26 protein-coding genes are annotated in these 22,933 nt (G+C 66.1%); 19 read left to right on the forward strand and 7 right to left on the reverse strand.

What is annotated here, in order from left to right:
* Positions 1-207: 207 nt before the first annotated feature.
* On the reverse strand, positions 208-516 hold the full coding sequence (locus QX132_RS06190) for a hypothetical protein (protein ID WP_316160418.1): 309 nt from the start codon (positions 514-516) through the stop codon (positions 208-210).
* Positions 517-706: 190 nt separating this feature from the next.
* Positions 707-1,186: a VOC family protein gene (locus tag QX132_RS06195; RefSeq protein WP_316160419.1), complete on the reverse strand. Its 480-nt coding sequence runs from the start codon at positions 1,184-1,186 to the stop codon at positions 707-709.
* Positions 1,187-1,455: 269 nt separating this feature from the next.
* Here QX132_RS06195 and QX132_RS06200 point away from each other — a divergent pair, with 269 nt between their 5' ends.
* The 14 genes from QX132_RS06200 (at position 1,456) to QX132_RS06265 (ending at position 12,437) form a co-directional block, all read left to right on the forward strand.
* Positions 1,456-1,698 carry a hypothetical protein gene (locus QX132_RS06200; protein WP_316160421.1) on the forward strand — a complete coding sequence of 81 codons (243 nt, stop codon included), beginning with the start codon at positions 1,456-1,458 and terminating at the stop codon, positions 1,696-1,698.
* 143 nt (positions 1,699-1,841) lie between these two features.
* The gene (locus QX132_RS06205; protein WP_315772081.1) at positions 1,842-2,186 is read left to right on the forward strand and encodes a hypothetical protein; all 345 of its coding nucleotides are present in this window, start codon (positions 1,842-1,844) and stop codon (positions 2,184-2,186) included.
* A 20-nt stretch (positions 2,187-2,206) separates the two neighbouring features.
* The gene (locus QX132_RS06210) at positions 2,207-2,779 is read left to right on the forward strand and encodes a TlpA disulfide reductase family protein (RefSeq protein WP_316160422.1); all 573 of its coding nucleotides are present in this window, start codon (positions 2,207-2,209) and stop codon (positions 2,777-2,779) included.
* A gap of 128 nt (positions 2,780-2,907) precedes the next feature.
* Positions 2,908-3,255 carry a DUF2282 domain-containing protein gene (locus tag QX132_RS06215; RefSeq protein WP_315738435.1) on the forward strand — a complete coding sequence of 116 codons (348 nt, stop codon included), beginning with the start codon at positions 2,908-2,910 and terminating at the stop codon, positions 3,253-3,255.
* A 53-nt stretch (positions 3,256-3,308) separates the two neighbouring features.
* A complete protein-coding gene (locus QX132_RS06220) occupies positions 3,309-4,178 on the forward strand; it encodes a DUF692 domain-containing protein (protein WP_316160424.1) in 870 nt (289 codons plus the stop codon).
* Entirely contained in the window at positions 4,178-4,963 is a 786-nt protein-coding gene (locus QX132_RS06225; RefSeq protein WP_315781769.1) for a DNA-binding domain-containing protein, read from the forward strand. The genes QX132_RS06220 and QX132_RS06225 overlap by 1 nt, the downstream gene beginning before the upstream one ends.
* Positions 4,960-5,466: a DoxX family protein gene (locus QX132_RS06230; RefSeq protein ID WP_316160426.1), complete on the forward strand. Its 507-nt coding sequence runs from the start codon at positions 4,960-4,962 to the stop codon at positions 5,464-5,466. The genes QX132_RS06225 and QX132_RS06230 overlap by 4 nt, the downstream gene beginning before the upstream one ends.
* Positions 5,456-6,088: a sigma-70 family RNA polymerase sigma factor gene (locus tag QX132_RS06235; protein WP_316160428.1), complete on the forward strand. Its 633-nt coding sequence runs from the start codon at positions 5,456-5,458 to the stop codon at positions 6,086-6,088. Before QX132_RS06230 ends, QX132_RS06235 begins: the two co-directional genes overlap by 11 nt.
* Positions 6,085-6,753, forward strand: coding sequence for a DUF1109 domain-containing protein (locus QX132_RS06240; RefSeq protein ID WP_315738430.1), 669 nt, complete (start codon positions 6,085-6,087; stop codon positions 6,751-6,753). Before QX132_RS06235 ends, QX132_RS06240 begins: the two co-directional genes overlap by 4 nt.
* A 153-nt stretch (positions 6,754-6,906) precedes the next feature.
* The gene (locus QX132_RS06245; protein ID WP_315738429.1) at positions 6,907-7,575 is read left to right on the forward strand and encodes a hypothetical protein; all 669 of its coding nucleotides are present in this window, start codon (positions 6,907-6,909) and stop codon (positions 7,573-7,575) included.
* 1,084 nt (positions 7,576-8,659) lie between these two features.
* The gene (locus QX132_RS06250; protein WP_316160429.1) at positions 8,660-9,268 is read left to right on the forward strand and encodes a nuclear transport factor 2 family protein; all 609 of its coding nucleotides are present in this window, start codon (positions 8,660-8,662) and stop codon (positions 9,266-9,268) included.
* Between the two features lie 373 nt (positions 9,269-9,641).
* Positions 9,642-10,685 carry an aromatic ring-hydroxylating dioxygenase subunit alpha gene (locus tag QX132_RS06255; protein WP_315738427.1) on the forward strand — a complete coding sequence of 348 codons (1,044 nt, stop codon included), beginning with the start codon at positions 9,642-9,644 and terminating at the stop codon, positions 10,683-10,685.
* A 5-nt stretch (positions 10,686-10,690) separates the two neighbouring features.
* Positions 10,691-11,446, forward strand: coding sequence for a GntR family transcriptional regulator (locus QX132_RS06260; RefSeq protein WP_315738426.1), 756 nt, complete (start codon positions 10,691-10,693; stop codon positions 11,444-11,446).
* A gap of 10 nt (positions 11,447-11,456) precedes the next feature.
* Positions 11,457-12,437 (forward strand): PDR/VanB family oxidoreductase, encoded by a 981-nt coding sequence (locus QX132_RS06265; protein WP_316160431.1) that lies wholly within the window; start codon positions 11,457-11,459, stop codon positions 12,435-12,437.
* A 12-nt stretch (positions 12,438-12,449) separates the two neighbouring features.
* On the opposite strand, the gene QX132_RS06270 is transcribed toward QX132_RS06265, so the two are convergent.
* Both QX132_RS06270 and QX132_RS06275 read right to left on the reverse strand, forming a co-directional pair.
* Positions 12,450-13,097 (reverse strand): hypothetical protein, encoded by a 648-nt coding sequence (locus QX132_RS06270; RefSeq protein WP_316160432.1) that lies wholly within the window; start codon positions 13,095-13,097, stop codon positions 12,450-12,452.
* 138 nt (positions 13,098-13,235) lie between these two features.
* Positions 13,236-14,270, reverse strand: a complete 1,035-nt coding sequence (locus tag QX132_RS06275; protein ID WP_316160514.1) for a uroporphyrinogen decarboxylase family protein — start codon at positions 14,268-14,270, stop codon at positions 13,236-13,238.
* A 170-nt stretch (positions 14,271-14,440) separates the two neighbouring features.
* Between QX132_RS06275 and QX132_RS06280 the strand changes: the two genes are divergently transcribed.
* The 3 genes from QX132_RS06280 to hemC all read left to right on the forward strand — a co-directional run bounded on the left by QX132_RS06280 (position 14,441) and on the right by hemC (position 18,333).
* Positions 14,441-15,619 carry an acetate/propionate family kinase gene (locus tag QX132_RS06280; protein ID WP_316160433.1) on the forward strand — a complete coding sequence of 393 codons (1,179 nt, stop codon included), beginning with the start codon at positions 14,441-14,443 and terminating at the stop codon, positions 15,617-15,619.
* Between the two features lie 95 nt (positions 15,620-15,714).
* Entirely contained in the window at positions 15,715-17,340 is a 1,626-nt protein-coding gene (locus QX132_RS06285; protein ID WP_316160434.1) for a choline dehydrogenase, read from the forward strand.
* A gap of 15 nt (positions 17,341-17,355) precedes the next feature.
* The gene (gene hemC / locus QX132_RS06290; RefSeq protein WP_315738421.1) at positions 17,356-18,333 is read left to right on the forward strand and encodes a hydroxymethylbilane synthase; all 978 of its coding nucleotides are present in this window, start codon (positions 17,356-17,358) and stop codon (positions 18,331-18,333) included.
* A 4-nt stretch (positions 18,334-18,337) separates the two neighbouring features.
* Here hemC and hemE read toward each other — a convergent pair whose 3' ends face one another.
* Positions 18,338-19,384 carry a uroporphyrinogen decarboxylase gene (gene hemE / locus QX132_RS06295; protein ID WP_410052845.1) on the reverse strand — a complete coding sequence of 349 codons (1,047 nt, stop codon included), beginning with the start codon at positions 19,382-19,384 and terminating at the stop codon, positions 18,338-18,340.
* 183 nt (positions 19,385-19,567) lie between these two features.
* Between hemE and QX132_RS06300 the strand changes: the two genes are divergently transcribed.
* Positions 19,568-19,807 (forward strand): hypothetical protein, encoded by a 240-nt coding sequence (locus QX132_RS06300; RefSeq protein ID WP_315738420.1) that lies wholly within the window; start codon positions 19,568-19,570, stop codon positions 19,805-19,807.
* 170 nt (positions 19,808-19,977) lie between these two features.
* Positions 19,978-21,888 (forward strand): diguanylate cyclase, encoded by a 1,911-nt coding sequence (locus tag QX132_RS06305; protein WP_316160435.1) that lies wholly within the window; start codon positions 19,978-19,980, stop codon positions 21,886-21,888.
* A 13-nt stretch (positions 21,889-21,901) separates the two neighbouring features.
* Here the strand turns inward: QX132_RS06305 and QX132_RS06310 are convergent, their stop codons facing one another.
* Both QX132_RS06310 and QX132_RS06315 read right to left on the reverse strand, forming a co-directional pair.
* Positions 21,902-22,129: a SlyX family protein gene (locus tag QX132_RS06310; protein WP_315776097.1), complete on the reverse strand. Its 228-nt coding sequence runs from the start codon at positions 22,127-22,129 to the stop codon at positions 21,902-21,904.
* On the reverse strand, positions 22,116-22,895 hold the full coding sequence (locus QX132_RS06315) for a rhodanese-related sulfurtransferase (protein ID WP_316160437.1): 780 nt from the start codon (positions 22,893-22,895) through the stop codon (positions 22,116-22,118). Before QX132_RS06315 ends, QX132_RS06310 begins: the two co-directional genes overlap by 14 nt.
* Positions 22,896-22,933 lie beyond the last annotated feature (38 nt).

Here is a 22,933-nt window from a genome sequence, read left to right on the forward strand (position 1 = left end):
GCGCAATAGCGAGGTCCCGCCGAAACTATTTGTCGTGAGGATCTGGTCGCCGCCATCGCCTGAAGCGAGAGCGAGTCTGGCCTGGCGGCTCATCCGACGTTCGTAGCATCGTTGCATCGACATGCGAACGTCGGACGCCTGGCTCATTTGTGGATCATGTGCAGTTCTGATCGCGATGCCTTGGCATGAGTCAGAACGTCGGACGTGTTATCGGCCGATTCCGACGCTCACGCCGGGCGCGCGGATGCCGATGCCGCCACGATCTTCATAGCCACGCTCTTCATAGCCACGCCGCTCGTGCCGGCCATAGCCGTAGGCGCCGCGGTCTTCGCGGATGATGACACGGCGTTCGCGGCTTTGGCGCCAGCAGCGGCCGTTCTCGTTGCAGAGCAGGCGAACCTGCTGGATGCTGCTCTCCGGGAGGACCGATATACCGGCCGTGAGCGGGGCAGCGGAGGCGGCTGCAGCCATCAATGTGCTCGCGGCTACTGCGAGAGTGATCGTAAGAATCTTCATGGTGATGAGATGTCTCCGGGTGGGGGGATTGCGTCATGGAACCAATCTGCTGGCAATCCCATGGTTCCCCCCGGCGGTCGTTTGTTTCGTCCCGAGGCTCTGGCGTCGAACCGCTTCCTGCGCGCCATCGCGGCGGCAGCCTGCGCCCGTGACGCCGGAGCGCGGCGATGCTGCGCTCCGGCTGGCAAGGTCATCCCCGCCGGGCCGCCTCGATGGCGGCGACGTCGATCTTCTTCATCGCCATCATCGCGGCAAACACGCGCTTGGCCTCGGCTCCGCCGGCTGCCATCGCGTCGGTGAGCGCGCGCGGCGTGATCTGCCAGGAGATGCCCCATTTGTCCTTGCACCAGCCGCATTGGCTTTCCTGGCCGCCATGGCCGACGATGGCATTCCAATAGCGGTCCGTCTCCGCCTGATCGTCGGTGGCGATCTGGAACGAGAACGATTCGTTGTGGGTGAACGCGGGGCCGCCATTGAGGCCGAGACAGGGGATGCCACACACCGTGAATTGCACTGTCAGCACGTCACCGGCCTTGCCGGACGGATAGTCGCCCGGCGCGCGGTGCACGGAGGCCACGTGGCTGTCGGGAAACACCTCGGCATAGAACCGCGCGGCCGCCTCGGCGTCCTTGTCGAACCACAGGCAGATCGTGTTTTTGTTCGTCGGCATCGCAGGGGTCCTCTCCGGTCCGGGTGCAGGCCACGCTTCAACCTTGGATAGGCGGCCATTTGGGAGTGCTCAAGCCAGCTCGTATCGATTCGGCTGACCCAAGGACGGTCCGCATGCGCACATCCCGACACGACGGCCGACGTTTCCAGCAGATTTTTTTCAGGTGGTCTGCGGCGGGTCGGTTCCGCCAACGGTTGTGGTCTTGGCGCAGTCATATCGTATAGACTTGTGAGGCTTGCCGCCGCGGGTCCAGCCGCAGGGGGAATTGCATGAAAGCCATCACGCCGTCCGTGATATCGGACGCGCTCGTCCTGCTGGCATTCGTTTTCGCAGCCGGGAGCGCCGCCGAGGCGGCCGGGTTCGCCTGCGTCGCGAAGATGTCGCAGCAGCTCGCGCCGGCCAATCTGGAGAGTCTGATCACGCGAACCTGCCTTCATCTCGGTCCGCTCGTGATTGGCGACGCTGCCGATCGGGCAGGGCGTGTGATCTCGATCCGGATTCGTCAGCCGTGAGGCCAGTCGAGGCTCGGGCCGCCGTAGCCGGATTTGCGCCGCGGATATCTGCTCCGCCGTGACAAGCTGCCAGGTAACCTTTCCAGGTCCGCGATCGAACCGTCGGAACGACATGGTCCGGAGCGATCAGCGGAGGTATCCGATTGCAAATCACACGCCCGCGCATCGTGCGCATCACGCACCGGCCGAGCGGCGAGGTGATTGCCGAGGGGCCGGTCGGACTCTGGGGCATCACGCCGTTTGAAGGAAATCTCTACATCCGGCGGCGCTACCTGAAGACGGGCCATCTTCGGCTGAACTGGATCCCCGGGCTGTGCATCTACAAGTTCTTGTACGTTTGGCTGGACCTTCGGCTTCCGGATGGCCGGCGTGAGCCGTCGATCGGCTGGCTGTACTGGCTACCCAATCCGCTGTTCTTCTTCATCGCATTCCGTCCCGCCGTGCCGCAGTCGTCGCCCGTTCTCGTTGTCGAGGAGGTGACGGAATGAGCGTGGCGAGCCGGCGCGATGTGACCGGCGGCCTGCTGTCGGTCCTCATGGCGGGCGCGGGATCCGCCCTGGCTGCGCCGCCTCACGATGACGTGCCGGCCTTCGCGGACGGGCGCCATCAGCTCATCTTGCTGCGGCCGCAACAGAGCCTGCCGCCGGTGAGGCTGTTTCGCCTCAAGGGCGGGACGCTCGATCTGGCCGCGCTGCGCGGCGCGCCGATCCTGCTGAACTTCTTCGCCTCATGGTGCGCGGCCTGCCGCACCGAACTGCCGGTGCTGGATCAACTCGCGCGCAGCGTCGCCCATGATCGCCTGCAGGTCGTCGCGGTGTCCGAAGACCGGAGCGATCGCGACCGTGTCGGTCGTTTCGTCGGGTCGCTTGGGCTGAAGACGCTGCCGATCTGCCTCGATCCGAACGGATATGTGGCCCAGCAGGGCGACGGCAGCGGCAGGACCGCGCCGTTCATCCTCCATGGAATGCCGATCACCTACCTGATCTCCGCTTCGGGCCTCATCATCGGATACCTCCAGGGCGCCGCCGATTGGTCGTCGTCGGCGGCCGCCGATCTATTCGTCTATCTCAGGCGCAATTGAGGGACGCCATCTCGAACGCGGCGACGTAACCTTCCGCCGCATCCGAGCGAACCAATGTGCAGGCGTGCCGATGGCCGCCAGACGCCTGCAATGTCCGCAGGCTGAACCCTGAGAATGGAGGAACACGCATGTCCAATCGCACGCTGTCCGCAATGATTGTCGGCGCATTCGCGGTCGCCGCCGGCACGCTTGCCGTGACGTCCGCCTCGGCGGAGATGATGGCCAAGGGCGACATGGAAAAGATGATGAAGGCCAAGCAGGCCGAGACCATGAAGGCCATGAAGGACGGCAAGATGGAGAAGTGCTTCGGCGTCGCGCTGAAGGGCCAGAACGATTGCTTCGCAGGTGCCGGCACGACCTGCGCGGGCACGAGCACGGCGGACTATCAGGGCAATGCCTTCAAGCTCGAACCCAAGGGCACCTGCACGACGATGCAGACCCCGAAGGGATCGGGAAGCCTCACGCCGAAGGCCTGATGCCGCGGGCGGGCTGCGCGCGGCCCGCCTCACTTCTTGATCGGAGACTGCACGTGTCACGCTCGCAATTCTCGACGGCTGCAGGGATCCCTGCACGGGGGGGCGTCGGCCTGAAGGCCGAGCACTACCGCTGCATCGTCGAAACATCGCCCGACATCGGCTTCTTCGAAGTGCATGCCGAGAACTACATGGGCGCGGGCGGACCGCCGCACCGCTACCTCATGGCTATTCGCGAGCGCTATCCGCTGTCGCTTCACGGCGTCGGATTGTCGATCGGCGCCGATCGCCCGCTCGACCAAGCCCATCTCGGCCGCCTCCGCCAATTGATCGCGCGCTACGAGCCCGGATTGTTCTCGGAACACCTCGCGTGGTCGTCGCACGAGTCCGGGTTCTTCAACGATCTGCTTCCGGTCCCTTACACGACGGAAACCCTGAACCGCATCTGCGCCAATATCGACGAGGTGCAGAGCGCGCTCGGCCGCCGCATGCTGCTCGAAAATCCGTCCACCTATGTCGCGTTCGCCGAGAGCAACTGGTCCGAGCCCGCCTTCATTGCCGAGATCGCGCGCCGCACCGGCTGCGGACTCCTGCTCGACGTCAACAACGTGCACGTCGCCGCAACTAATCAGCAGTGGGATCCGTATTCCTATCTCGACGCGTTTCCGCTTGGGCATGTGCTGCAGATCCATCTCGCCGGTCACGCGCGCGAGGAAGACGAGCACGGACAGCCGCTCCTTATCGATACCCATGACCGTCCGGTCGACGACGTGGTCTGGGCGCTGTATGCGCGCGCCATCCGGTCGATCGGCCCCGTGCCGACGCTGATCGAGTGGGACGCCGAGGTGCCACCCTGGCCGGTGCTCGCGGAAGACGCCAGCCGCGCCGAGGCGATCATGCGCATGCAAGTGACGGAGGTGGCGTGATGCCGCCGCCTGCTGAACGTCTTGGCAGCTTTGCGCGGGCGCTGCTCGACCCCGAGCAGCCGGTGCCCGCCGGCCTGGTCGGGCCGGACGGCACGCCGAGCCGGCGACGGTTCGGCGTCTACCGCAACAACGTCGTGGTCGGCTTGACGGCCACGCTGAAGGACGCCTATCCCGCAGTGCATCGCATCGTCGGAGCGGAGTTCTTCCAGGCCATGGCGCGCCGCTATGTCGTCTCCGAGCTTCCGCGCTCTCCCATCCTGCTCGATTACGGCGCCGGCTTCGCCGCGTTCATCCACGGCTTCGCGCCGGCATCGGCGCTGCCCTATCTGGCGGATGTCGCGCGGATCGAGCGCGCCTGGACGGAGGCCTATCACGCCGCCGAGGCCGGGCCGGTCACACCGGCGGCCTTCGCAGCCGTTGCGCCGGCCGATCTGCCCGGGCTTCGCCTGCGGTTTCATCCGTCGTTGCGGCTCGTCGGCTCATCGTTTCCTGCGCTCACGATTTGGCAGATGAATGCGGCCGGAGGAATTCCTGGCCCAGTAGATATCGACGCCCGAGAGGCCGCGCTGATCGTCCGTCCGGACGCTGATGTCGTGGTCCGCTCGATCCCCGCGGGCAGCCTCGCTTTCGTCGAGGCCCTCCTGGCTGGCCGATCGGTCCTGACGGCGCTCGAGAATGCGCTGCGCGCCGACGTCCGGTTCGAGCTGGCCGGAACTCTCCACGACCTGATCCACAGCGGAGCCGTGATCGGCTTCGACCTCGCGCCGATGGCGGGGACGGCATGAGAACGGCCGCAACCATTCCAGCCCTCGCCGTCGTCGTGCGTGACGTCGCGGATCGGCTCGCTCGGCTGGCGGGGACCGTGGCGCCCCCGGTGCTGCGGATCGCGCTGGCGGTCCCGTTCTTCAGATCCGGCTTGACCAAGTGGGATGGGTTGCTGTCGCTGTCGCCGGCCGCTTCCTATCTGTTCGAGGATGAGTTCAAGCTGCATGTGTTCGGGCAGGCGTACGATTTTCCCTGGCCTACGGCCTTCGCGTTCTTCGATGGCGTGGCCGAGATCGTGCTGCCCGTGCTTCTGGTGGCCGGGCTCGCGACCCGGCTGAGCGCGCTCGGGCTTCTGATGATGACCGCAATCATTCAGCTCGTGGTCCCCGACGGCTGGGCCAATTTTCATCTGCCATGGGCAGCGATGGCCGTTGCGATCATCGCCCTGGGGCCGGGGCCTGTCAGTCTCGATCATCTCGCGGCGTCGTTCGGTCGAAAGGCGGAGGGCGCCGATGAGCAGTGATCCGGGCGGTCCCGCACCGCGGCTGAGGCTCGTCGCGGCCGACCATCAGGCGCGTGCCGAGGTCAAGCCGGGGCGGCGGGCGCTCGATTGGGCGATCCTGATGGCGCATGCCCAGGAGGGTGACCGCGTCGCCTATCAGCGGCTGCTGCAGGAGATCACGCCGTATCTGCGCTCGCTCGCGGCCCGGCGCTGCAACGACCGCAGCGACATCGAGGATGCGGTGCAGGACGTGCTGTTGACCATTCATTCGATCCGCCACACCTATGATCCGACGCGCCCGTTCGCGCCGTGGCTGGTGACCATCGCCAACCGTCGACTGATCGATCGGGTGCGGCGGCAGGTCCGCCAGCGTGGGCGAGAGATCGCGCTGGCGCCGGAGCACGAGATTGCAGCCGAGCCCGAGACCAGTGCGGAGGCGGCCCCTGACCGCCGCGAACTGGAGCGGGCGATCGGCAACCTTCCGCCGGCCCAGCAACAGGCCGTGCGGCTGCTTAAGCTCAAGGAGCTGTCGCTCAGGGAGGCGTCGGCGGCGACCGGAATGTCCACGACCTCCTTGAAAGTCAACATGCACCGCGCTCTGAAGAGCCTTCAGAAACTGCTCATTCCGCGGAACGAGCCATGATCAAGACCGATGACCTGATCGACTCTCTTGCGACCGACATGCGGCCGGTGAGACGGCTGCGGCCGCCGCTGCTGCGCGCCTGCGGCTGGCTGCTGGGAGCAGCCGCCATCGTGGCGTTGCTCGCCGTCAACCAGGGGATCCGTCCGGATCTGGCGCAGCGCCTGCACGATGCGCCCTTCGTCACCAGCCTGCTGGGATCGATCCTGACCGGCGTGCTGGCGGTGATCGCGGCGTTCCTGATCAGTCTTCCCGACCGCTCGCGACTCTGGATGCTCCTGCCGCTGCCGGCGCTTGCGCTCTGGCTGTCCAACATCGGCTATCAGTGTCTGACGGACTGGGTCTCGATCGGTCCCGACGGCATGAGTCCGGGCGAAGCGGCGCGCTGCTTCACGACGCTCGCGGTGACGAGTCTGCCGCTGTCGCTGGCCTTGCTGGTGATGCTGCGCTATGCCGCGCGGCTTCGTCCCACCATGGTCGCTCTGATGGGAAGCCTCGCCGTCTCTGCGATCACGTCGACGGCGCTCGCGCTGTTCCATACCATCGACGCCTCGGTGATGATCCTGATGTGGAACGTCGGAACGGCGGTCCTGCTCATGGGGGTGGCCGCCCTGTTTGGCCGCCGCATGTTCCTCTCGATCGCGCCACGCGTCTTTGCCCAGGACTGAGCTCGCAGTGCTGCGCGCCACGAACATGGGCGGCAGCGGGCGTAACCTTTGTCGCGTTCGAAGCGAACAGCCAGCAGGGCTTCGGCGCGGGCAGGCCCGCCAGGACGCGCATCGCGCGCGTCGACATGCACGCGGCGCCAGGAGAATAGGACGATGCAACGATCGAAGAATCTGATCTCGTGGGCCGGCCCGGTGCTGCTGCTCGCGTCATTCGCTGCCTCCGGCCCCAGCATGGCGGCCGATGCAAGCCATCTGACCTTCGTCACGCATGCTGCATTCTTCTCGGCCGAGACAAAGCAGCCGAAGTCGGTCGATCCCCATGCCTTCGTCGCGGACGCGGCAGCGCCGGTCGCCGTCGGGCCGCAGAACATCTCGCATGTCGCCGGCTTCCGGCCAGCGTTCATCGATCAGGATGCGATGACCGTTGCAATCTCCAATGCCAAGGGAGAGGCGATCGGCTTTACGCTCGGCGACTGGCTGGCGGCGAGCGGCAGCGTGACGCTCACGCCGGCGGCTGGCGGCAAGGTCGAGATTGCCATGAGCTTCGATCATCTGAAGCCGGGCGGCCATTACAGCCTGTTCGAAAACCATTTCGACCAGAAGCCTGTCGGCTTCACGCCGCTCGACGGCACTGCCACGACCAACGACTTCGTGGCCAGCGCAGATGGCAAGGCCAAGCTGACGATCATGGCGCCGCAGCCTCTGACCCACGACAACGCCGTACTGCTCGTCTATCACAGCGACGGTGCGGCTCATGGCGCGCAGCGCGGCGACATCGGCGTCAATGCCCATCATCAGCTGATCGCACGGATTCCGGAATAGGCGGTCAGAGAGCTGGCGCATGATGGCAAGGCCGGCGAGGTGACCCGACGATTCGTAGGCCATCATGCACGGCTGTGGGGGAGGGGGATCGCAGATGGACAAGAGCGCAGTGCTGGCAGCGCCTGTGGCCGTCCTCTGAGACCCCCGCCTGCCGCGGCCTCGGACCATGAGAGCTCAGCAACGGCTGCGGACATCAACGATGCAAATGCGATCGCTTTGGTCGTTCAGGGGAAAGGCCTTAGGAGCGACCGAACGGCCGAACGATGAGCTTCTCGCGCTGTTTCGGGGCAGGCGGCCTGCCGATTGGAAAGATTTTGATTGCTGTTTTTCAGAAACTGTGCTTATGTCGGCGCAACCCGCCTCGAGCAGAGGGACGTACGCGTCGTCACGAACGTGGAGGTGGGCTGCGATGGACGTGATGGCTGTGCCGACGAGCGCAGTGGTTACGTACGGCGAAGTCGTGTGGTCCTGGCCTCTCGACGCTGAGGTCAAGTCCGTGAGCGTTGCTTGACGGCACGCGCGGGCGATGGGGGCAAGAAAGCCGATCCCCAGGGAGAGCACGAAGGACACCGTTAACACCGTCGCGCGGGGAAGGCCGGGTCTGTCCGGCTGTACCTGTGGTACCTGCCGCCTGCATTCTTTTGAGCAGGCGGGCCACGGGCCTCAGCCGAGGTCCGGCCTTCCTCGCGCCCTCTCATGATCAGGAGGGACACGGATGCTGCATCACCCGGGCACGACGTGCCGCGGGATGAAAGATGCTTATCACTTCGCCTCCGTGATGAGGCCGAAGGTGTCGACATTTACTCAACTGTCGTCCCGGACAAGCGCGCAACGCGCGCGCCGATCCGGGATCCATAACCCCAAGGAGATGTGCGAGGCACGATGGTCGACCATTCTCGCCCAGCTGCATCCGCCGCGGCGTATGGATCCCGGGTCGGCGTCCGGCAACGCTCCGCGTTGTCGGACTTGCCCGGGACGACACTGAATGCTTGGCGCGCTTTGGACTTCATCACCAGCAATGTGAGTTTTGCAGCGCTGCTCCGATCCATGTATCCAGCAGCCGCACAACACGGAGGAAATGCACATGACCAAGACCGCCGCCGAAATCGAGGACGACCGTCAGATCCGCGAGCTGTTGCAGAACTGGGCGATCTGGCGCGATGCCGGCGATTGGGAGCGTTTCCGCACGGTGTGGCATCCGGATGGGCGGATGATGGCGACGTGGACGCAGGGCACCGGCGACGAGTTCATCGAGATCAGCAAGGCGGCCTGGGCCAAGGGTGTGAACATCCTGCACTTTCTCGGCGGCATCTCGGTCGATCTCGCCGGCCACCGCGCGCTCTCGCAGACGAAGATGACGATCTCACAGCGCGCCGAAGTCGAAGGCGTCGTTTGCGACGTGCTCTGCACTGGTCGCTTCTACGACTTTCTCGAGAAGCGCGCGGGCAAATGGGGCATCGTGCTGCGCCAGCCGATCTATGAGAAGGATCGCATGGACCCGGTGACACCCGGCGCGGTGCCGGCGCTGGATCGTGCGCTGCTCGAGCAGTTTCCCGTGGGGTACCGGCATCTCGCCTATCTGCAGACGCGCATCGGCTACACGGTGAAGCGCGACATGCCCGGGCTGAAGGGGCCGGAAGTCGAAGCGCTCTATGCACGCGGCGCCGCGTGGCTTCGGGGCGAGCACTCGTGATCGTCGAACCCTGCCTCGCTGGCGCCGCGCTGCCTGCGGGATCTGCTCTCGCCGTGGGGGCGGCTGATCCCTCGTGCCTGTGGTCCCGTTGCCAGGCAAAGATGCCAAGGGATCGAGCGCTCGCTGGGCGGCGAAGACCGAAGCCGAACGGGTGACATCTGGTCGAGGACCGGCGAGGAATCAACGCAAGTCACTGAATCAGAAAGGATTGTCTGTCAGCTTCGTTCCTTCTGGCGGAACCGTCGCGCGGCTGGGAAGGTGTTTTGTATACAGAAATGGCAGATGTGGACATGGAACAGGCGGAACTTGCGCCTTGTCTCCCATGTATTGTATACAGCATCCAGTTGGACGTATACCGACACGAGGACACGCCATGGCCGCTTCTTTTCCGATGAATGCCTGGTACGCCGCTGCCTGGGACGCCGAGGTCAAGCAGGCCCTGCTGCCGCGGACGATCTGCGGCAAGCACGTCGTGATGTACCGTAAGGCCGACGGCACCATCGCCGCGCTCGAAGATGCCTGCTGGCATCGGCTGGTGCCGCTGTCCAAGGGGCGGCTGGAAGGCGACACTGTCGTTTGCGGCTATCACGGCTTGAAGTTCAGCCCGCAGGGCCGCTGCACGTTCATGCCCTCGCAGGAGACCATCAACCCCTCGGCCTGCGTGCGGGCCTATCCGGCGGTCGAGCGGCATCGGTTCATCTGGCTGTGGATGGGCGATCCGGCGCTGGCCGATCCCGCGACCATTCCCGACATGCACTGGAATCACGATCCGGCCTGGGCCGGCGATGGCAAGACCATCCACGTCAAATGCGACTACCGGCTGGTGGTCGACAATCTGATGGATCTCACGCACGAGACCTTCGTGCACGGCTCGTCGATCGGCAACGACGCGGTGGCGGAAGCGCCGTTCGACGTCACCCATGGCGAGCGCACCGCGACCGTGACGCGCTGGATGCGCGGCATCGAGCCGCCGCCGTTCTGGGCGAAGCAGCTCGGCAAGCCCGGTCTCGTCGACCGCTGGCAGATCATCCGCTTCGAGGCGCCGTGCACGGTGACGATCGACGTCGGCGTCGCCCCGACCGGGACGGGCGCGCCGGAGGGCGACCGCTCGCAGGGCGTCAACGGCATGGTGCTCAACACCATCACGCCGGAGACCGACAAGACCTGCCATTATTTCTGGGCGTTCGCCCGCAACTACCAGCTTTCCGAGCAGCGGCTGACGACGGAGATTCGCGAGGGCGTGTCGGGCATCTTCCGCGAGGACGAGCTGATCCTGGAAGCGCAGCAGCGTGCGATGGACGAGAATCCAGGACGCGTTTTCTACAACCTCAACATCGATGCAGGCGCAATGTGGGCACGACGGATCATCGATCGGATGATCGCGCGCGAAACGCCGCTGCGCGAAGCCGCGGAGTAAATGGAATGGCTGAGCGTGACAGCGAGCGCTCGATCTCGCAGACCGTCCGTGCGCAGCTCACTTTGCGCGACCTGATTCTCACCGGCGGCTTGCGCCCTGGCGAGCGCATCTCCGAGCTGCAGGCGGTCGAGGCCGCCGGCGTCTCGCGCACGCCGGTGCGGATGGCGCTGGTGCGGCTGGAGGAGGAGGGGCTGCTCGAGGCCATTCCGTCCGGCGGCTTCATGGTGAAGTCGTTCTCCGAGCGTGACGTGCTCGACTCCATCGAGGTGCGCGGCACGATGGAAGGACTGGCGGCGCGGCTCGCCGCCGAGCGCGGCGTGTCCGTGCGCGACACCGAGCCGATGCGCGAATGCCTCGCCCAGATCGACGAGCTCATCGCGCCCGCCGAGCTCTCGTTCGATGGGTTCTCGGCCTATGTGGCGCTGAACGCGCGCTTTCATGCCTTGCTGGCCGAATTGTCGCGCAGTCCGCCCGTGATCCGCCAGGTCGACCGCGCCAGCGCGCTGCCGTTCGCCTCGCCGAGCGGCTTCGTGATGGCGCAATCGGCGCTCCCCGAGGCGCGTCACATCCTGGTGGTCGCGCAGGAGCATCACCGCATCGTCATCGACGCGATCGAGAACCGCGAGGGCGCGCGCGCCGAGGGGATCATGCGCGAGCATGCCCGGCTTGCCGCCCGCAATCTGCGGCTGGCCGTGAAGGCGCGTGGTCCGATGGACCTGGTGCCGGCGGCGGTGCTGATCAAGACGCAGACCAACGGCTGAGGAGGCGATCATGCGTTTCCAGGACAATTGGTCGCCTGCGACCCTGGTCTCGACACGCGACCTCGCGCCGGGCATCCGCGAATTCATTCTGCGGCCCGACGGCTATGTCTGCGCGCCCTATGCGGTTGGCAGCCACATCAAGGTCGGCGTTCTCGCCGCCGGCCAGCCCGATGTCCGCTCCTATTCGCTGGTCGGCGAGGCGGATCCGCGTGGCTACCGGATCGCCGTGCGCTTCGCCGAGGATTCCCGCGGCGGGTCGCGCTATCTGTGGTCGCTGCAGCCCGGTGCGCGGCTGGATGTGGCGAGCCCGACCTCGCTGCTGCAGGTCGACTGGCAGCGTCCGCATTATTGTCTGGTGGCCGGCGGCATCGGCATCACGCCGCTGGTTGGGGCCGCGCACGCGCTGCTCCGCAAGACGCCGAACGTCTCGTTGCACTACGCGGTGCGATCGCAGGGCGAGGCGGCCTATGTCGATGAGCTCTCGGCGCTGCTCGGCGACCGGCTCGCGGTGTATGCCGCAGACCAGTCGCAGCGGCTGGACCTGCCCGGTCTGTTTTCGAGTCTGCCGTCCGGAGCAGCCGTGCTGTTCTGCGGACCGATGCGGATGCTGGATGCCGCGCGCAGCGCGTGGGCGGCGTGCGGCCGCGCTCCCGCCGATCTCAGCTATGAGACGTTCGGATCGAGCGGCCGGCTGTCGACCGAGCCGTTCAAGGTCCGGCTGCGTGGCAGCGGCGAGGAAATCGTGGTGCCGCGCGACCGCTCGATGCTCGACGTGCTGAATGTCGCCGGCCATGAGGTCATGGCGGATTGCCGGCGCGGCGAGTGCGGCGTCTGCGCGGTCGACGTGGTCGAGGTCGAGGGCGAGATCGATCATCGCGACGTGTTCTTCAGCGCCGAGCAGAAGCACGACAACCGCAAGCTCTGCGCCTGCGTGTCGCGCGCCCATGGCGTGGTCACGATCGATACGATGGAACGAGCCGACGCGCTGTGAGCGCGATGCCGGCTACTTGTCGGCGAGGCTGACCGGCATCGCTTCCTGCGGCTTGGCGGCCGGTCTCCGGCCGCTCTGCTCCGCGGCAAGAGCGGCCCGCGCCGCCTTGAGGCGCGCGTCGGCGTCCTTGTCGGCGAGCAGCGCGTCGGTGAGGTTGGCCTCCGCGATGTAGGCGGCCTCGGCCGCGGCCTTGGCCGCCGCGATGTTGGTAGCGGTGGGATTGGCCTTCGCCAGCACCTCCGCCGCGTCGCGGTCGGAAATGGCCTTCTCGTTGGCCGCCAGCGCCGCATCGAGATTGGCGTCGGCGACCGTCTCGGCAGCATGGGCAGCCGCCAGCGTCGTCGCGGCGGGACTGAGCGGCGGCCGGGGGCGTAGTGGTTTCGCCGCGGCCTGCGGCTTGACGGTCTGAGCCTGTGGCGGGAGCGCGGGCGGAGAGGATGGTGGGAGTGCCGTTGGCTGCTGGATGGGAGGGGGCTGGAGCGATGGCATGGTCGGTACGAGCCCGATCGGCACCATCCGCGCAAACGAGCTGCGCGCGTCGCGCATCAGGCCGCCCATGATGTCGTCGAGCGGATCGGCCATCGCGGTCCCGCTCAACGCTGCGCCGGCAAGCATGCCGATCGCACCGGCGACATGTCTCGACGTGATGCAGACGGCCATCGGAGCCTCCCTTGCGACGAGATCAGGCCAGCCGACCCCTCGCGCTCGCGGGCTGCCTTATTCCGGAAATGGGTTTGCAGGGTGGCGCCATCGTGGAGCGTCGCGCCCGACATGCGCCGCATCTGCCACATTGGGCTTTCAGGCGAGCTCTTCGCGCACCCGCGCCGCCGCCCCACACATCGCCTTCAATTTCCCGAAGGCGGTCGCACGCGGCAGATATTTCATGCCACAGTCCGGCGCCACGACCAGCCGCTCCGGCGCCACCACTTTGAGGCCGTTGCGGATGCGCTCGGCGACGACCGCGACCGGCTCGACCTCGGCATCGCCGAGATCGAGGACGCCGAGCACGATGGTCTTGGTCGAGAGATCTTTGAGAACGCCGAGGTCGAGTCGCGGCTGCGCCGCCTCGATCGCGATCTGCGCGGCGTGGCAATCGGCAAGCTCGGCCAGGAACGCATATCCGCTCGGCTTGCTGGAGCCCGGCACGATGGCGGCATAACCGAAGCAGACGTGAACGATGGTGGGCACCGTAATGTGATCGAGCGCCCGGTTGATCGCCTTGACGGCATAGCGCCGCGCCGCCTGCGGGTTGTTGCGGACCCAGGGCTCGTCGAGCTGGATGACGTCGGCGCCGGCGCGTTGCAGGTCGCGGGCCTCGGCATTGACGACCTCGGCGAAGGCCATCGCGAGCGCCTCGTCGTCACGGTAGAATTCGTCCTGGGCTTGCTGGCTCAATGTGAACGGCCCGGGCAGGGTGATCTTGGCGGCATGCTTGGTGTTACGGCGGAGGAACTCCATGTCACGCAGCTCGACCGGCTGTGTCCGCCGGATCGGGCCGACGACGCGCGGCACCGGCGTCTTGATCCCGGACGGCGAGATGATGATGGCGGGATTGTCGGCATCGACGCCGTCGAGCGCAGTCGCAAACCGGTTGGAGTAGCTTTCGCGCCGGATCTCGCCATCCGACACGATGTCGATCCCGGCCTGTTCCATGTCGTGGATCGCGACAATGGTCGCATCGTCCTGGGCGTCGTCGAGCAGCGGCCGGGGGATGCGCCACATGCCCTGCATGCGAATGCGGGGAACGGACTTCGACAGCATTGCGCGATCGACCAGCCAATCCGGCTGCGGGTAGCTTCCGACCACGGTGGTCGGCAGGAGATGTCGAGGCATATTCACGCAATGCTCTCCCGCGGGTCCGACTCAACCTTTGATATGATAGCAGGCAGTAAGCTCAGGGCAGAATGCAACCTAGCGTTTTATTCGTCTTCGGATCGTCACGGAAATAGTTCGTATTTTCTGCAGTTTATCAGTTCATCATTCTCCACGAGGCGGCATCATCGATGCAACACATCCTGACCCTCAACTCCGGCTCATCCTCGATCAAGTTCGCCTTGTTCGAGGAAGATGCCGCGCTTGTCGAGGCCGTGCATGGCCAGATCGAAGGGCTTGGCAGTGCGGCGCCGCATCTCGAAGCAAAGCTGAGGGACGGTGCGCTGGCTGACGAACGGCTCGATGCCGCGAGCGCCACCGATCACGAGGCGGCTCTCGGCGTCGTGCTCGAGGTACTGCAGCGCGCCATCGGCCGCACCGAAGTCGACGCCGTCGGTCATCGCGTCGTCCATGGCGGGCTCGCTTTCACGCAGCCGATCGTCGTCAATGACGATGTTCTGAATGATCTGCAAAAGCTCATTCCGCTGGCACCATTGCACCAGCCTCACAATCTCTCCGGCGTCCGCGCCGCCCATCGCGCCTTTCCCGATGCCGTGCAGGTCGCATGTTTCGACACCGCGTTCCATCGTTCGCACCCCTGGGTCAATGATACCTATGCCTTGCCGCGTGAGTTCTACGACCAAGGCATCCGCCGCTACGGCTTTCACGGCCTGTCCTACGAATACGTCGTTTCGCGACTGAAGGAGATCGCTCCGCTCGACGAGAAGGGCCGGGTGGTCGTGATGCATCTCGGCAACGGTGCCTCGATGTGTGCGATCCGGGATGGGCAGAGCATCGGTTCGTCGATGGGATTCACGGCGCTCGACGGTCTGCCGATGGGCACGCGCTGCGGTCAGCTGGACCCTGGCGTCGTCCTCTATCTGCTTCAGGAGAAGCGGATGACCGCCGAGGCGGTCACCGATCTCCTCTACAATCATTCGGGCCTCAAGGGATTGTCGGGACTGTCGCAGGACATGCGCGAATTGGAGGCAGCCGGCACGCCGGAAGCCCGGCAGGCGATCGACTACTTTGTCGACCGCATCAGGCGCGAGCTCGGCGCTATGGCCGCGATCCTCTCGGGCATCGACGCGGTGGTGTTCTGCGGCGGCATCGGCGAGCACGCATGGCGCATTCGCCAGCGCGTCTGCGAAGGCTTCGAATGGCTCGGGATCGCGTTGGACGACGGCCGCAATCGTGCGAGCCATTCCTTGATCTCTTCGGACCGGTCGCGGGTGCGCGTGCGCGTGGTCAATACCAATGAGGAAATGATGATCGCGCGGCACGCCGCGCGCCTGCTTAGGCAGCAATGACTGATGGCCGACCAGACCTGCTGATTTGCCGCTTGCATGTCCTTGCGTTTTGGTATCATCGAGGATGAAAGAATAACAAGGCCGGTGGGGAAGCGATGGAAGGCAGCGTGGCGTTGCGTGAGGCGGACATGGAGTTCGACTACGTCGTGGTCGGTGCCGGCTCGGCCGGCTGCGTTCTCGCCAACAGGCTCAGCAGCGACGGTAAGCACACGGTGCTGCTGCTCGAGGCCGGTCCGAAGGACAGCAACATCTGGATCCACGTTCCGCTCGGCTACGGCAAGCTATTCAAGGAAAAATCCGTCAACTGGATGTACCAGACCGAGCCGGAGCCCGGGCTCGACGGCCGCTCTGTGTTCCAGCCGCGCGGCAAGGTGCTCGGTGGCTCCAGCTCGATCAACGGCCTGCTCTATGTGCGCGGCCAGCACGAAGATTACGACCGCTGGCGCCAGCGCGGCAATGTCGGCTGGGGCTATGACGACGTGCTGCCCTATTTCAAGCGGGCGGAAAATCAGTCCCGCGGAGGCGACGACTATCATGGCGTCGACGGCCCGCTGCCGGTGTCCGACTGGCGACACGAGGACCCGTTGTCCGAAGCGTTCGTGAAGGCGGCGGTCGAAGCCGGTTTGCCCTTCAATGGCGACTTCAACGGCCAGAGCCAGGAGGGCGCGGGCTTCTTCCAGACCACCACACGCCATGGCCGGCGCGCCAGCAGCGCAGTCTCCTACCTGCGGCCGGCGCTCGGCCGCAGCAACCTCCACGTCGAGACCGACGCGCTGGCCCAGCGCATCCTGTTCGAGGGACGCCGGGCGTGCGGCGTGACGTTCAGCCAGCGCGGCCGGATGCGGACGGCCCGCGCTCGCAAAGAGATCCTGGTGTCGAGCGGTGCCTATAACTCGCCGCAACTGCTGCAGTTGTCCGGGGTCGGTCCGGGCGAGCTGCTGAAGCAGCACGGCCTCGACGTGGTCCTTGATGCGCCCGGTGTCGGGAGTGATCTGCAGGACCATCTGCAGGTCCGCATCGTGATGCGCTGCAGCCAGCGCATCACGCTCAACGACATCGTCAACAACCCCGTGCGCAAGGTGCTGGCCGGCGCACGCTATGCGGCCTTCCGCAACGGTCCGCTGACGATCGCGGCGGGTACGGCCGGCGCGTTCTTCAAGACCGATCCGCGGCTTGCGAGCCCGGACATCCAGATCCACTTCATCCCGTTCTCGACCGACAAGATGGGCGAGAAGCTGCACACCTTCTCCGGCTTCACCGCCTCGGTCTGCCAGCTCAGGCCCGAAAGCCGCGGTTCGCTGCGGATCAGGAGCGCGGATCCGACGGTGCCGCCGGAAATCCGCATCAATTATCTCGCCAGTGAAACCGACCGGCGGGCCAACATCGAGGGTCTCCGGATCCTGCGGAAAATCCTGGCGGCACCGGCGCTGAGGCCGTATGTCTCGGATGAAGCCTATCCGGGGTCCAAGATCGTGAGCGATGACGACATCCTGGCCTATTGCCGGCAGACCGGCAGCACGATCTACCATCCGACCTCGACCTGCCGGATGGGGACCGATGCGGTCGCCGTGGTTGATCAACGCTTGCGCGTGCGCGGCGTCGACGGCCTGCGCGTGGTCGATGCTTCGATCATGCCGGATCTGGTTTCGGGCAACACCAACGCGCCGGTCATCATGATCGCGGAGAAGGCCTCCGACATGATCTTGCAGGACGCGCGCTGACGCAGGAATGAGTTCGTGACACGTTTCCGGATCGGCACCCGCAAGAGCACGATGGCCTTGGCGCAGACGGAGGAGATCGCCCGCCGGCTGCAGGCTGCGATTCCGTCGCTCGACATCGAGATCGTCAAGTTCGAGACAACGGGCGATTCCGACCAGACCAGCAAGCTGCTCTCGCATGGCGGCAAGGGTGGGGCGTTCGTGGCCGAGATCCGCCGTGCCATGCTGGACGGCCGGCTGCATGCAGCGATGCACTCGCTGAAGGACATGCCGGGCAACGAGGAGACGCCCGGTCTGGTGGTTGCAGCGCTGCTGTCGCGCGATCCGCCGGGCGACGTGCTGGTGCTGCGGCGCGGGCTGTCGCTCGACGAATTTCGTAAGGATGGCGGCCGGGGCTTCAAGATCGGCACCAATGCCGTGCGCCGGGCCGCCTATGCGCGGCGGCTGTTTCCGCAGGCCGAGCTGATCCATTTCCGCGGCGCGGCCGACACCCGCATCCGCAAGCTCGACAATGGCGAGCTGCAGCGGCTGCCGGACGGCGGCGCCGTGGGGCCGGCCGACGCCCTGATCATGGCGCGCTCCGGGCTCGAGCGGGTCGGCTTGTCCGACCGCGCCTCCTACGAGTTTCCGGTCGCCGACATGCTGCCGGCGGTCGGGCAGGGCATCGTCGCCGTCGAGTGCCCCGCGTCGGATTGGGAAACCCGGCGCATCCTGGCGACCATCGACGATGCGGCCGCGCGGACCTGCGCCGACGCCGAGCGCGAGGTGCTTTGGGTGCTCAACGGCCATTGCAACTCGCCGATCGCAGGCTTTTCGACCATCGACGGCGGACAGTTGACGCTGACCGCCTCGGTGCTCGACGAGGACGGCGGCCGCTTCATCGAGGCGCAACGCTCCGCGCCGGCGGATCGTCCGCGCGAGCTCGGCCGTGCGGTCGGGCTCGAGCTGCTTGCCAACGGCGCGGCCGAGCTGATCGAGCGCAGCCGGCCGCGATAGGTCGTCAGCCCTTGTAGGCGCGGACGCGCGCGAGCATCTGTTCGACATGGGCGATCGGCGTCTCCGGCAGGATGCCGTGGCCGAGGTTGAAGATGTGCCTTCCACCGGAATAGCTCGCCAGCACGTCGTCGACCGCCTGGTCGAGCGCCGCGCCGCCGGTGATCAGCGCCAGCGGATCGAGATTGCCCTGAACGGCCACTTTCCTCTGCACCCGTTCACGGATAAAGGCGGGCTCCGCCGTCCAGTCGATGCTGACGGCATCGATTCCGATTTCGGCGACATAGCCCGGCAACAGCGCGCCGGCGCCACGTGGAAAGCCGATGATCTTTGCATCCGGCCGCGCCTTGCGCACGCCCTCGACGATGCGTCGCGTCGGCGCGACCGACCAGCGCGCGAACTCGCGCGGTGACAGCACCCCGGCCCAGGTGTCGAAGATCTGCAGCGCGTCGGCACCGGCCTCCAGCTGCTTCAAGAGATAGGCGATCGAGCTGTCGACCAGCGCATCGATGATTCTGCCGAACGCATCGGGATGCCGATAGGCGAGCAGCCGCGCCGGCGCCTGATCAGGTGTGCCTTGGCCCGCGACCATGTAGGTCGCAACCGTCCACGGGGCGCCGCAAAAGCCGATCAGGGCGGTGCTCGGTGGCAGCTCGGCCCGCACACGGCGCAGCGCCTCGAACACCGCTTCCAGCGTCGACAGGTCTGCCTTCGCCGACAGCGTCGCGATCTTCTCCGGCGTATCGAGCGGGTCGAGCCGCGGGCCTTCACCGACCTCGAAGCGGACGCTGCGGCCGAGCGCATGCGGGATCACCAGAATGTCCGAAAAGATGATCGCCGCATCGAAGCCGAAGCGCCGGATCGGCTGCAGCGTGACTTCGGCCGCGAGCTCAGGATTGAAGCAGAGATCGAGAAAGCCCCCGGCCTTGGCGCGGACCTCGCGATACTCCGGCAGGTAGCGGCCGGCCTGCCGCATCATCCAGATCGGCGGCACGTTCTGGCGCTGACCGGACAGCACGTCGATGAAAGGCTTGTTCACGGCAGTCTCACTCACGCTCGGGGCTCCGCAACCTTCGGGAACAGTTTACCGTCCGTGATACATGCCCAAGCGGTTCCGGCCAAGGTCATATCCGCTCGGGCGTCGCGGGAGATGCGAGCGTCCCCGCAGTCGCCGGGCGTCACATCGAGGGGAACACGTCCTTCGCCCCTGCGTTGTCGTCCCACAGGGAGATTGGTCATGGCTGAGAAATTCAATCCCGCGCCGCACGACAAGCACGCCGTCGATCCCCGCGAAGCCGCGCGTCTCGACCGCAAGACTGCAACGCAGCTCGACAAGGGACTGATGGACACGTTTCCGGCATCGGATCCGGTGAGCCTGCAGCAGCCCTCGACGACCCGTGTGAAGGACGACGCTGACGTTGACCGAGACCATTCGCCATCGCTTTGGGACAAGGTGCGGTCGGTGTTCGTTCGCTGAACTAACAGGCTGAACGCCCGCCTTGACCGCGGCGCCGCCGCTGTTTGTCCGTAGTCGTACGGGAGATGCCGTAATCTTACGGGGCGTTGCGGACGCCTTTGGACCCGCCGCATTTCAGGGTTAGATAAGATGTCCATGGGACTCTCCCGGCGTCCGGAGAGTCCCGCGGAATGGACGTTGGTGCGACCAGAGTTGATCGAAGCCGCCTGCCGATGTGGGCGGCTGGCGTGCTTGCGCTCGTGTCGGTCGCGATTCTCGCTTACAGCGTCTGGGGCGAATGGACGTCCCGACAGGCGGAGGTGCGCAATGCCGAAACCGATCTCGGCAACCTCGCTCACTCCCTCACCCAGCACGTCGAGGATACCTTCGAGCTTGCGGATTCGCTGTTGCGCGGCGTCGTCGCCGCGCTCGAGACCGATGACGGCAAGCTCGGTGCGATCGCCCGACTGCAGACGATCCTGAAGACGAGGAAGGCCAATCTCGGCCGCATCCGGGGCATCTTCGCCTATGGCGAAAACGGCGACTGGCTTGCCACCACCGAGGATGTCACGCTCACCAACTACAACAATGCCGATCGCGACTACTTCGCACACCACAGGATTTCGGCCGATCGCTCGCTGCTGATCGGTCGTCCGGTGCAGAGCAGGGCCGGCGGTCAATGGGTCATCACCCTGTCGAGGCGCTGGAATCACGCGGATGGCCGGTTCGGCGGCGTCGTGCTGGCAACCGTCGACGTTGCCTATTTCGCTCAGTTCTACCGTCAGTTTGCCGTCGGTCGTGAGGGGACGATCAGCCTGATGAGCCGTGACGGAGCCGTCCTCGCCGACAATGCGGAACCGGACCCGCAGACGGTCGGGCGCCCCGTACTTGAAGCGATCCCCTATCATCCGGCGTCGGGGCCGTTGCAGTTCCGAAGGCTCGGCGAAACATCCGAACGCATCGGGTTCTATCAGCACGCGCAGCGCTATCCGTTCCTCATTCTGGTGACGCGCACGGAGGCGGAGGTCCTGGCCGAATGGAAGCGTGATGCGCTGATTCGGCTCACGGTGCTGGTCTGTCTGGTCGCGCTTGTCATTGCGATCGGCATCTTCCTCGCGAAGCAGTTGCTGCAGCGGCAGCAGCTTGCCGCGGCGCTGGCGGCAAAGGAGGAGAACTTCCGGCTGCTCGCCGAAGGCTCCAGCGACATCGTGACGCGGATCGAGCTGGACGAATGCATCGGCTACGTCTCGCCCTCGACCATGCGCGTGCTGGGCTGGCACCCGTCGCAGCTCCTGGGCAAGCGCGCGCTCTCCGGCGTGCATCCGCTGGATCGCCCGCAGTTGCAGGAGATCCTCGATCAGCTCAGGAGGGGGGCCGTCGACGAAGCACGCGCAACCTATCGCATGCGCCGCCGCGACAAGTCGGAGATCTGGGTCGAGGCCACGATCCGCGCCACCCGTCAGCCGGACGGCGCGCTCGACGGCTTCGTCGCCGTCACCCGCGACGTGACGCAGCAGAAGACGCTGCAAGGACGGCTCGAGACGCTTGCGATCGAGGACGGTCTCACCGGGCTCGCCAACCGCCGCCGGTTCGACGAGCGGCTGCTGGAGGAGTGGGGCAGGGCCTACCGCGACAAGACTTCGCTGGCGCTGCTGATGATCGACATCGACCACTTCAAGGCCTTTAACGACGCCTATGGCCACCCGGCCGGCGACGAATGCCTGCACACCGTGGCCGGCATTCTCGCCGACGAGGCGCAGCGCAGCTCGGATCTGGCGGCCCGCTACGGCGGCGAGGAGTTCGCCATCCTGCTGCCGAACACCGATGCCGGGGGCTGCGCCAGGCTCGGCGAGCGGATCAGGCGGGCACTGCACGAGGCCCGCATCGTCCACGATCACAACCCGGCGGGCATCGTCACCGCGAGCATCGGTGGCGCAGTGTGCCGGCCGGGCTTCGAGCGATCGGCCGGCCCGGCCTCGTTGATCGAGGCGGCCGACCGCGCGCTCTATGCCGCGAAGGACGCCGGCCGCGACCGCCTGATCATGGCCGGAGAGGTGATCGATCTGCCCGCCGGCAAGGCGCCGGCGACCGTCCCGGCCTGAGATCGCCGCACGATCAGTAGTGCGGCGGCTGCTCATTGCGCGGCCCCTCGGCATTGCTTTGCGCGTCCTCGAGCCGCTCGACCAGCAGGGCGATCTTGCGCTTCAGCGCATCGATCTCGCGCCACTGCGCGGTGATGGTCTGGTTCAGCGTCTCGATCGTGTCGTCCTGGAAGGTGAGGCGCATCTCCAGCGTGTCGATTCGCTCGCCGAGCACCGCGTTGGATGGATCAGAGCTGCTCATCGCGTGCGCCCTCCGGAACTGCCTTGATCGTAGCCGCGCTGTGCTCCCGCAGACCGTGGCCGAGCGCGACGCGTTCGTCGAACACGAAGCAGCCGCCGCGCCAGCGGCTCTCGGCTTCCGGGATCTCCTCGAGATACTTCAGGATGCCGCCCTTGAGGTGGTAGACCTCGGAAAAGCCGCGCGCCAGCAGCAGCGCGCTCGCCTTCTCGCAGCGGATGCCGCCGGTGCAGAACATCGCGATCCGCTTGTGCCTCGCAGGATCGAGTGCGCGTTCCGCAAAATCCTTGAACTGCCCGAAGCTCTGCAGGCCTGGATCGACCGCGCCTTCGAACGTCCCCATCGCCACCTCGAACGCATTCCTTGTGTCGAGCACGACGGTATCCGGCGCGGCGATCAGCGCGTTCCAATCGGCGGGACTGACATAGGTCCCGACCTGCCGGGTCGGATTGGCGGCGGGATCGCCGAGCGTGACGATCTCCCGCTTCAGCCGCACCTTGAGGCGCCGGAACGGCATGGCCGTGGCGCGCGAGTATTTCAGCTCCAGACTGTCCAGCCGGCCGGCGAACAGCGTTCCGTCGCGAAACTCGCCGACCAGAGCGGCAATTGCCGGTTCGGTCCCGGCCACGGTGCCGTTGATGCCCTCCTCGGCCAGCAGGACGCTGCCCTTGATGCCGCGCTCGGCGCAAAAGGCGTGGAGCGGCGCGCGCAGGTCGCGAAAATCCGGCAGGGCGACGAACTGATAAAAGGCGGCGACGGCGAGGGGCATGCGGCCGTTTACCAGCAGAGCTGACCATAGAAAAGCTG

Source organism: Bradyrhizobium sp. SZCCHNRI20481, from assembly GCF_032485055.1.
Taxonomy (GTDB): Bacteria; Pseudomonadota; Alphaproteobacteria; order Rhizobiales; family Xanthobacteraceae; genus Bradyrhizobium.

What these genes read in the sequence shown, in the direction of transcription:
- QX132_RS06190 (WP_316160418.1), bottom strand. Translation starts at nt 516, where the DNA reads ATGAAGATTCTTACGATCACTCTCGCAGTAGCCGCGAGCACATTGATG.
- QX132_RS06195 (WP_316160419.1), bottom strand. Translation starts at nt 1,186, where the DNA reads ATGCCGACGAACAAAAACACGATCTGCCTGTGGTTCGACAAGGACGCC.
- QX132_RS06200 (WP_316160421.1), top strand. Translation starts at nt 1,456, where the DNA reads ATGAAAGCCATCACGCCGTCCGTGATATCGGACGCGCTCGTCCTGCTG.
- QX132_RS06215 (WP_315738435.1), top strand. Translation starts at nt 2,908, where the DNA reads ATGTCCAATCGCACGCTGTCCGCAATGATTGTCGGCGCATTCGCGGTC.
- QX132_RS06225 (WP_315781769.1), top strand. Translation starts at nt 4,178, where the DNA reads ATGCCGCCGCCTGCTGAACGTCTTGGCAGCTTTGCGCGGGCGCTGCTC.
- QX132_RS06230 (WP_316160426.1), top strand. Translation starts at nt 4,960, where the DNA reads ATGAGAACGGCCGCAACCATTCCAGCCCTCGCCGTCGTCGTGCGTGAC.
- QX132_RS06235 (WP_316160428.1), top strand. Translation starts at nt 5,456, where the DNA reads ATGAGCAGTGATCCGGGCGGTCCCGCACCGCGGCTGAGGCTCGTCGCG.
- QX132_RS06240 (WP_315738430.1), top strand. Translation starts at nt 6,085, where the DNA reads ATGATCAAGACCGATGACCTGATCGACTCTCTTGCGACCGACATGCGG.
- QX132_RS06245 (WP_315738429.1), top strand. Translation starts at nt 6,907, where the DNA reads ATGCAACGATCGAAGAATCTGATCTCGTGGGCCGGCCCGGTGCTGCTG.
- QX132_RS06250 (WP_316160429.1), top strand. Translation starts at nt 8,660, where the DNA reads ATGACCAAGACCGCCGCCGAAATCGAGGACGACCGTCAGATCCGCGAG.
- QX132_RS06255 (WP_315738427.1), top strand. Translation starts at nt 9,642, where the DNA reads ATGGCCGCTTCTTTTCCGATGAATGCCTGGTACGCCGCTGCCTGGGAC.
- QX132_RS06260 (WP_315738426.1), top strand. Translation starts at nt 10,691, where the DNA reads ATGGCTGAGCGTGACAGCGAGCGCTCGATCTCGCAGACCGTCCGTGCG.
- QX132_RS06265 (WP_316160431.1), top strand. Translation starts at nt 11,457, where the DNA reads ATGCGTTTCCAGGACAATTGGTCGCCTGCGACCCTGGTCTCGACACGC.
- QX132_RS06270 (WP_316160432.1), bottom strand. Translation starts at nt 13,097, where the DNA reads ATGGCCGTCTGCATCACGTCGAGACATGTCGCCGGTGCGATCGGCATG.
- QX132_RS06275 (WP_316160514.1), bottom strand. Translation starts at nt 14,270, where the DNA reads ATGCCTCGACATCTCCTGCCGACCACCGTGGTCGGAAGCTACCCGCAG.
- QX132_RS06280 (WP_316160433.1), top strand. Translation starts at nt 14,441, where the DNA reads ATGCAACACATCCTGACCCTCAACTCCGGCTCATCCTCGATCAAGTTC.
- QX132_RS06285 (WP_316160434.1), top strand. Translation starts at nt 15,715, where the DNA reads ATGGAAGGCAGCGTGGCGTTGCGTGAGGCGGACATGGAGTTCGACTAC.
- QX132_RS06300 (WP_315738420.1), top strand. Translation starts at nt 19,568, where the DNA reads ATGGCTGAGAAATTCAATCCCGCGCCGCACGACAAGCACGCCGTCGAT.
- QX132_RS06305 (WP_316160435.1), top strand. Translation starts at nt 19,978, where the DNA reads ATGGACGTTGGTGCGACCAGAGTTGATCGAAGCCGCCTGCCGATGTGG.
- QX132_RS06310 (WP_315776097.1), bottom strand. Translation starts at nt 22,129, where the DNA reads ATGAGCAGCTCTGATCCATCCAACGCGGTGCTCGGCGAGCGAATCGAC.
- QX132_RS06315 (WP_316160437.1), bottom strand. Translation starts at nt 22,895, where the DNA reads ATGCCCCTCGCCGTCGCCGCCTTTTATCAGTTCGTCGCCCTGCCGGAT.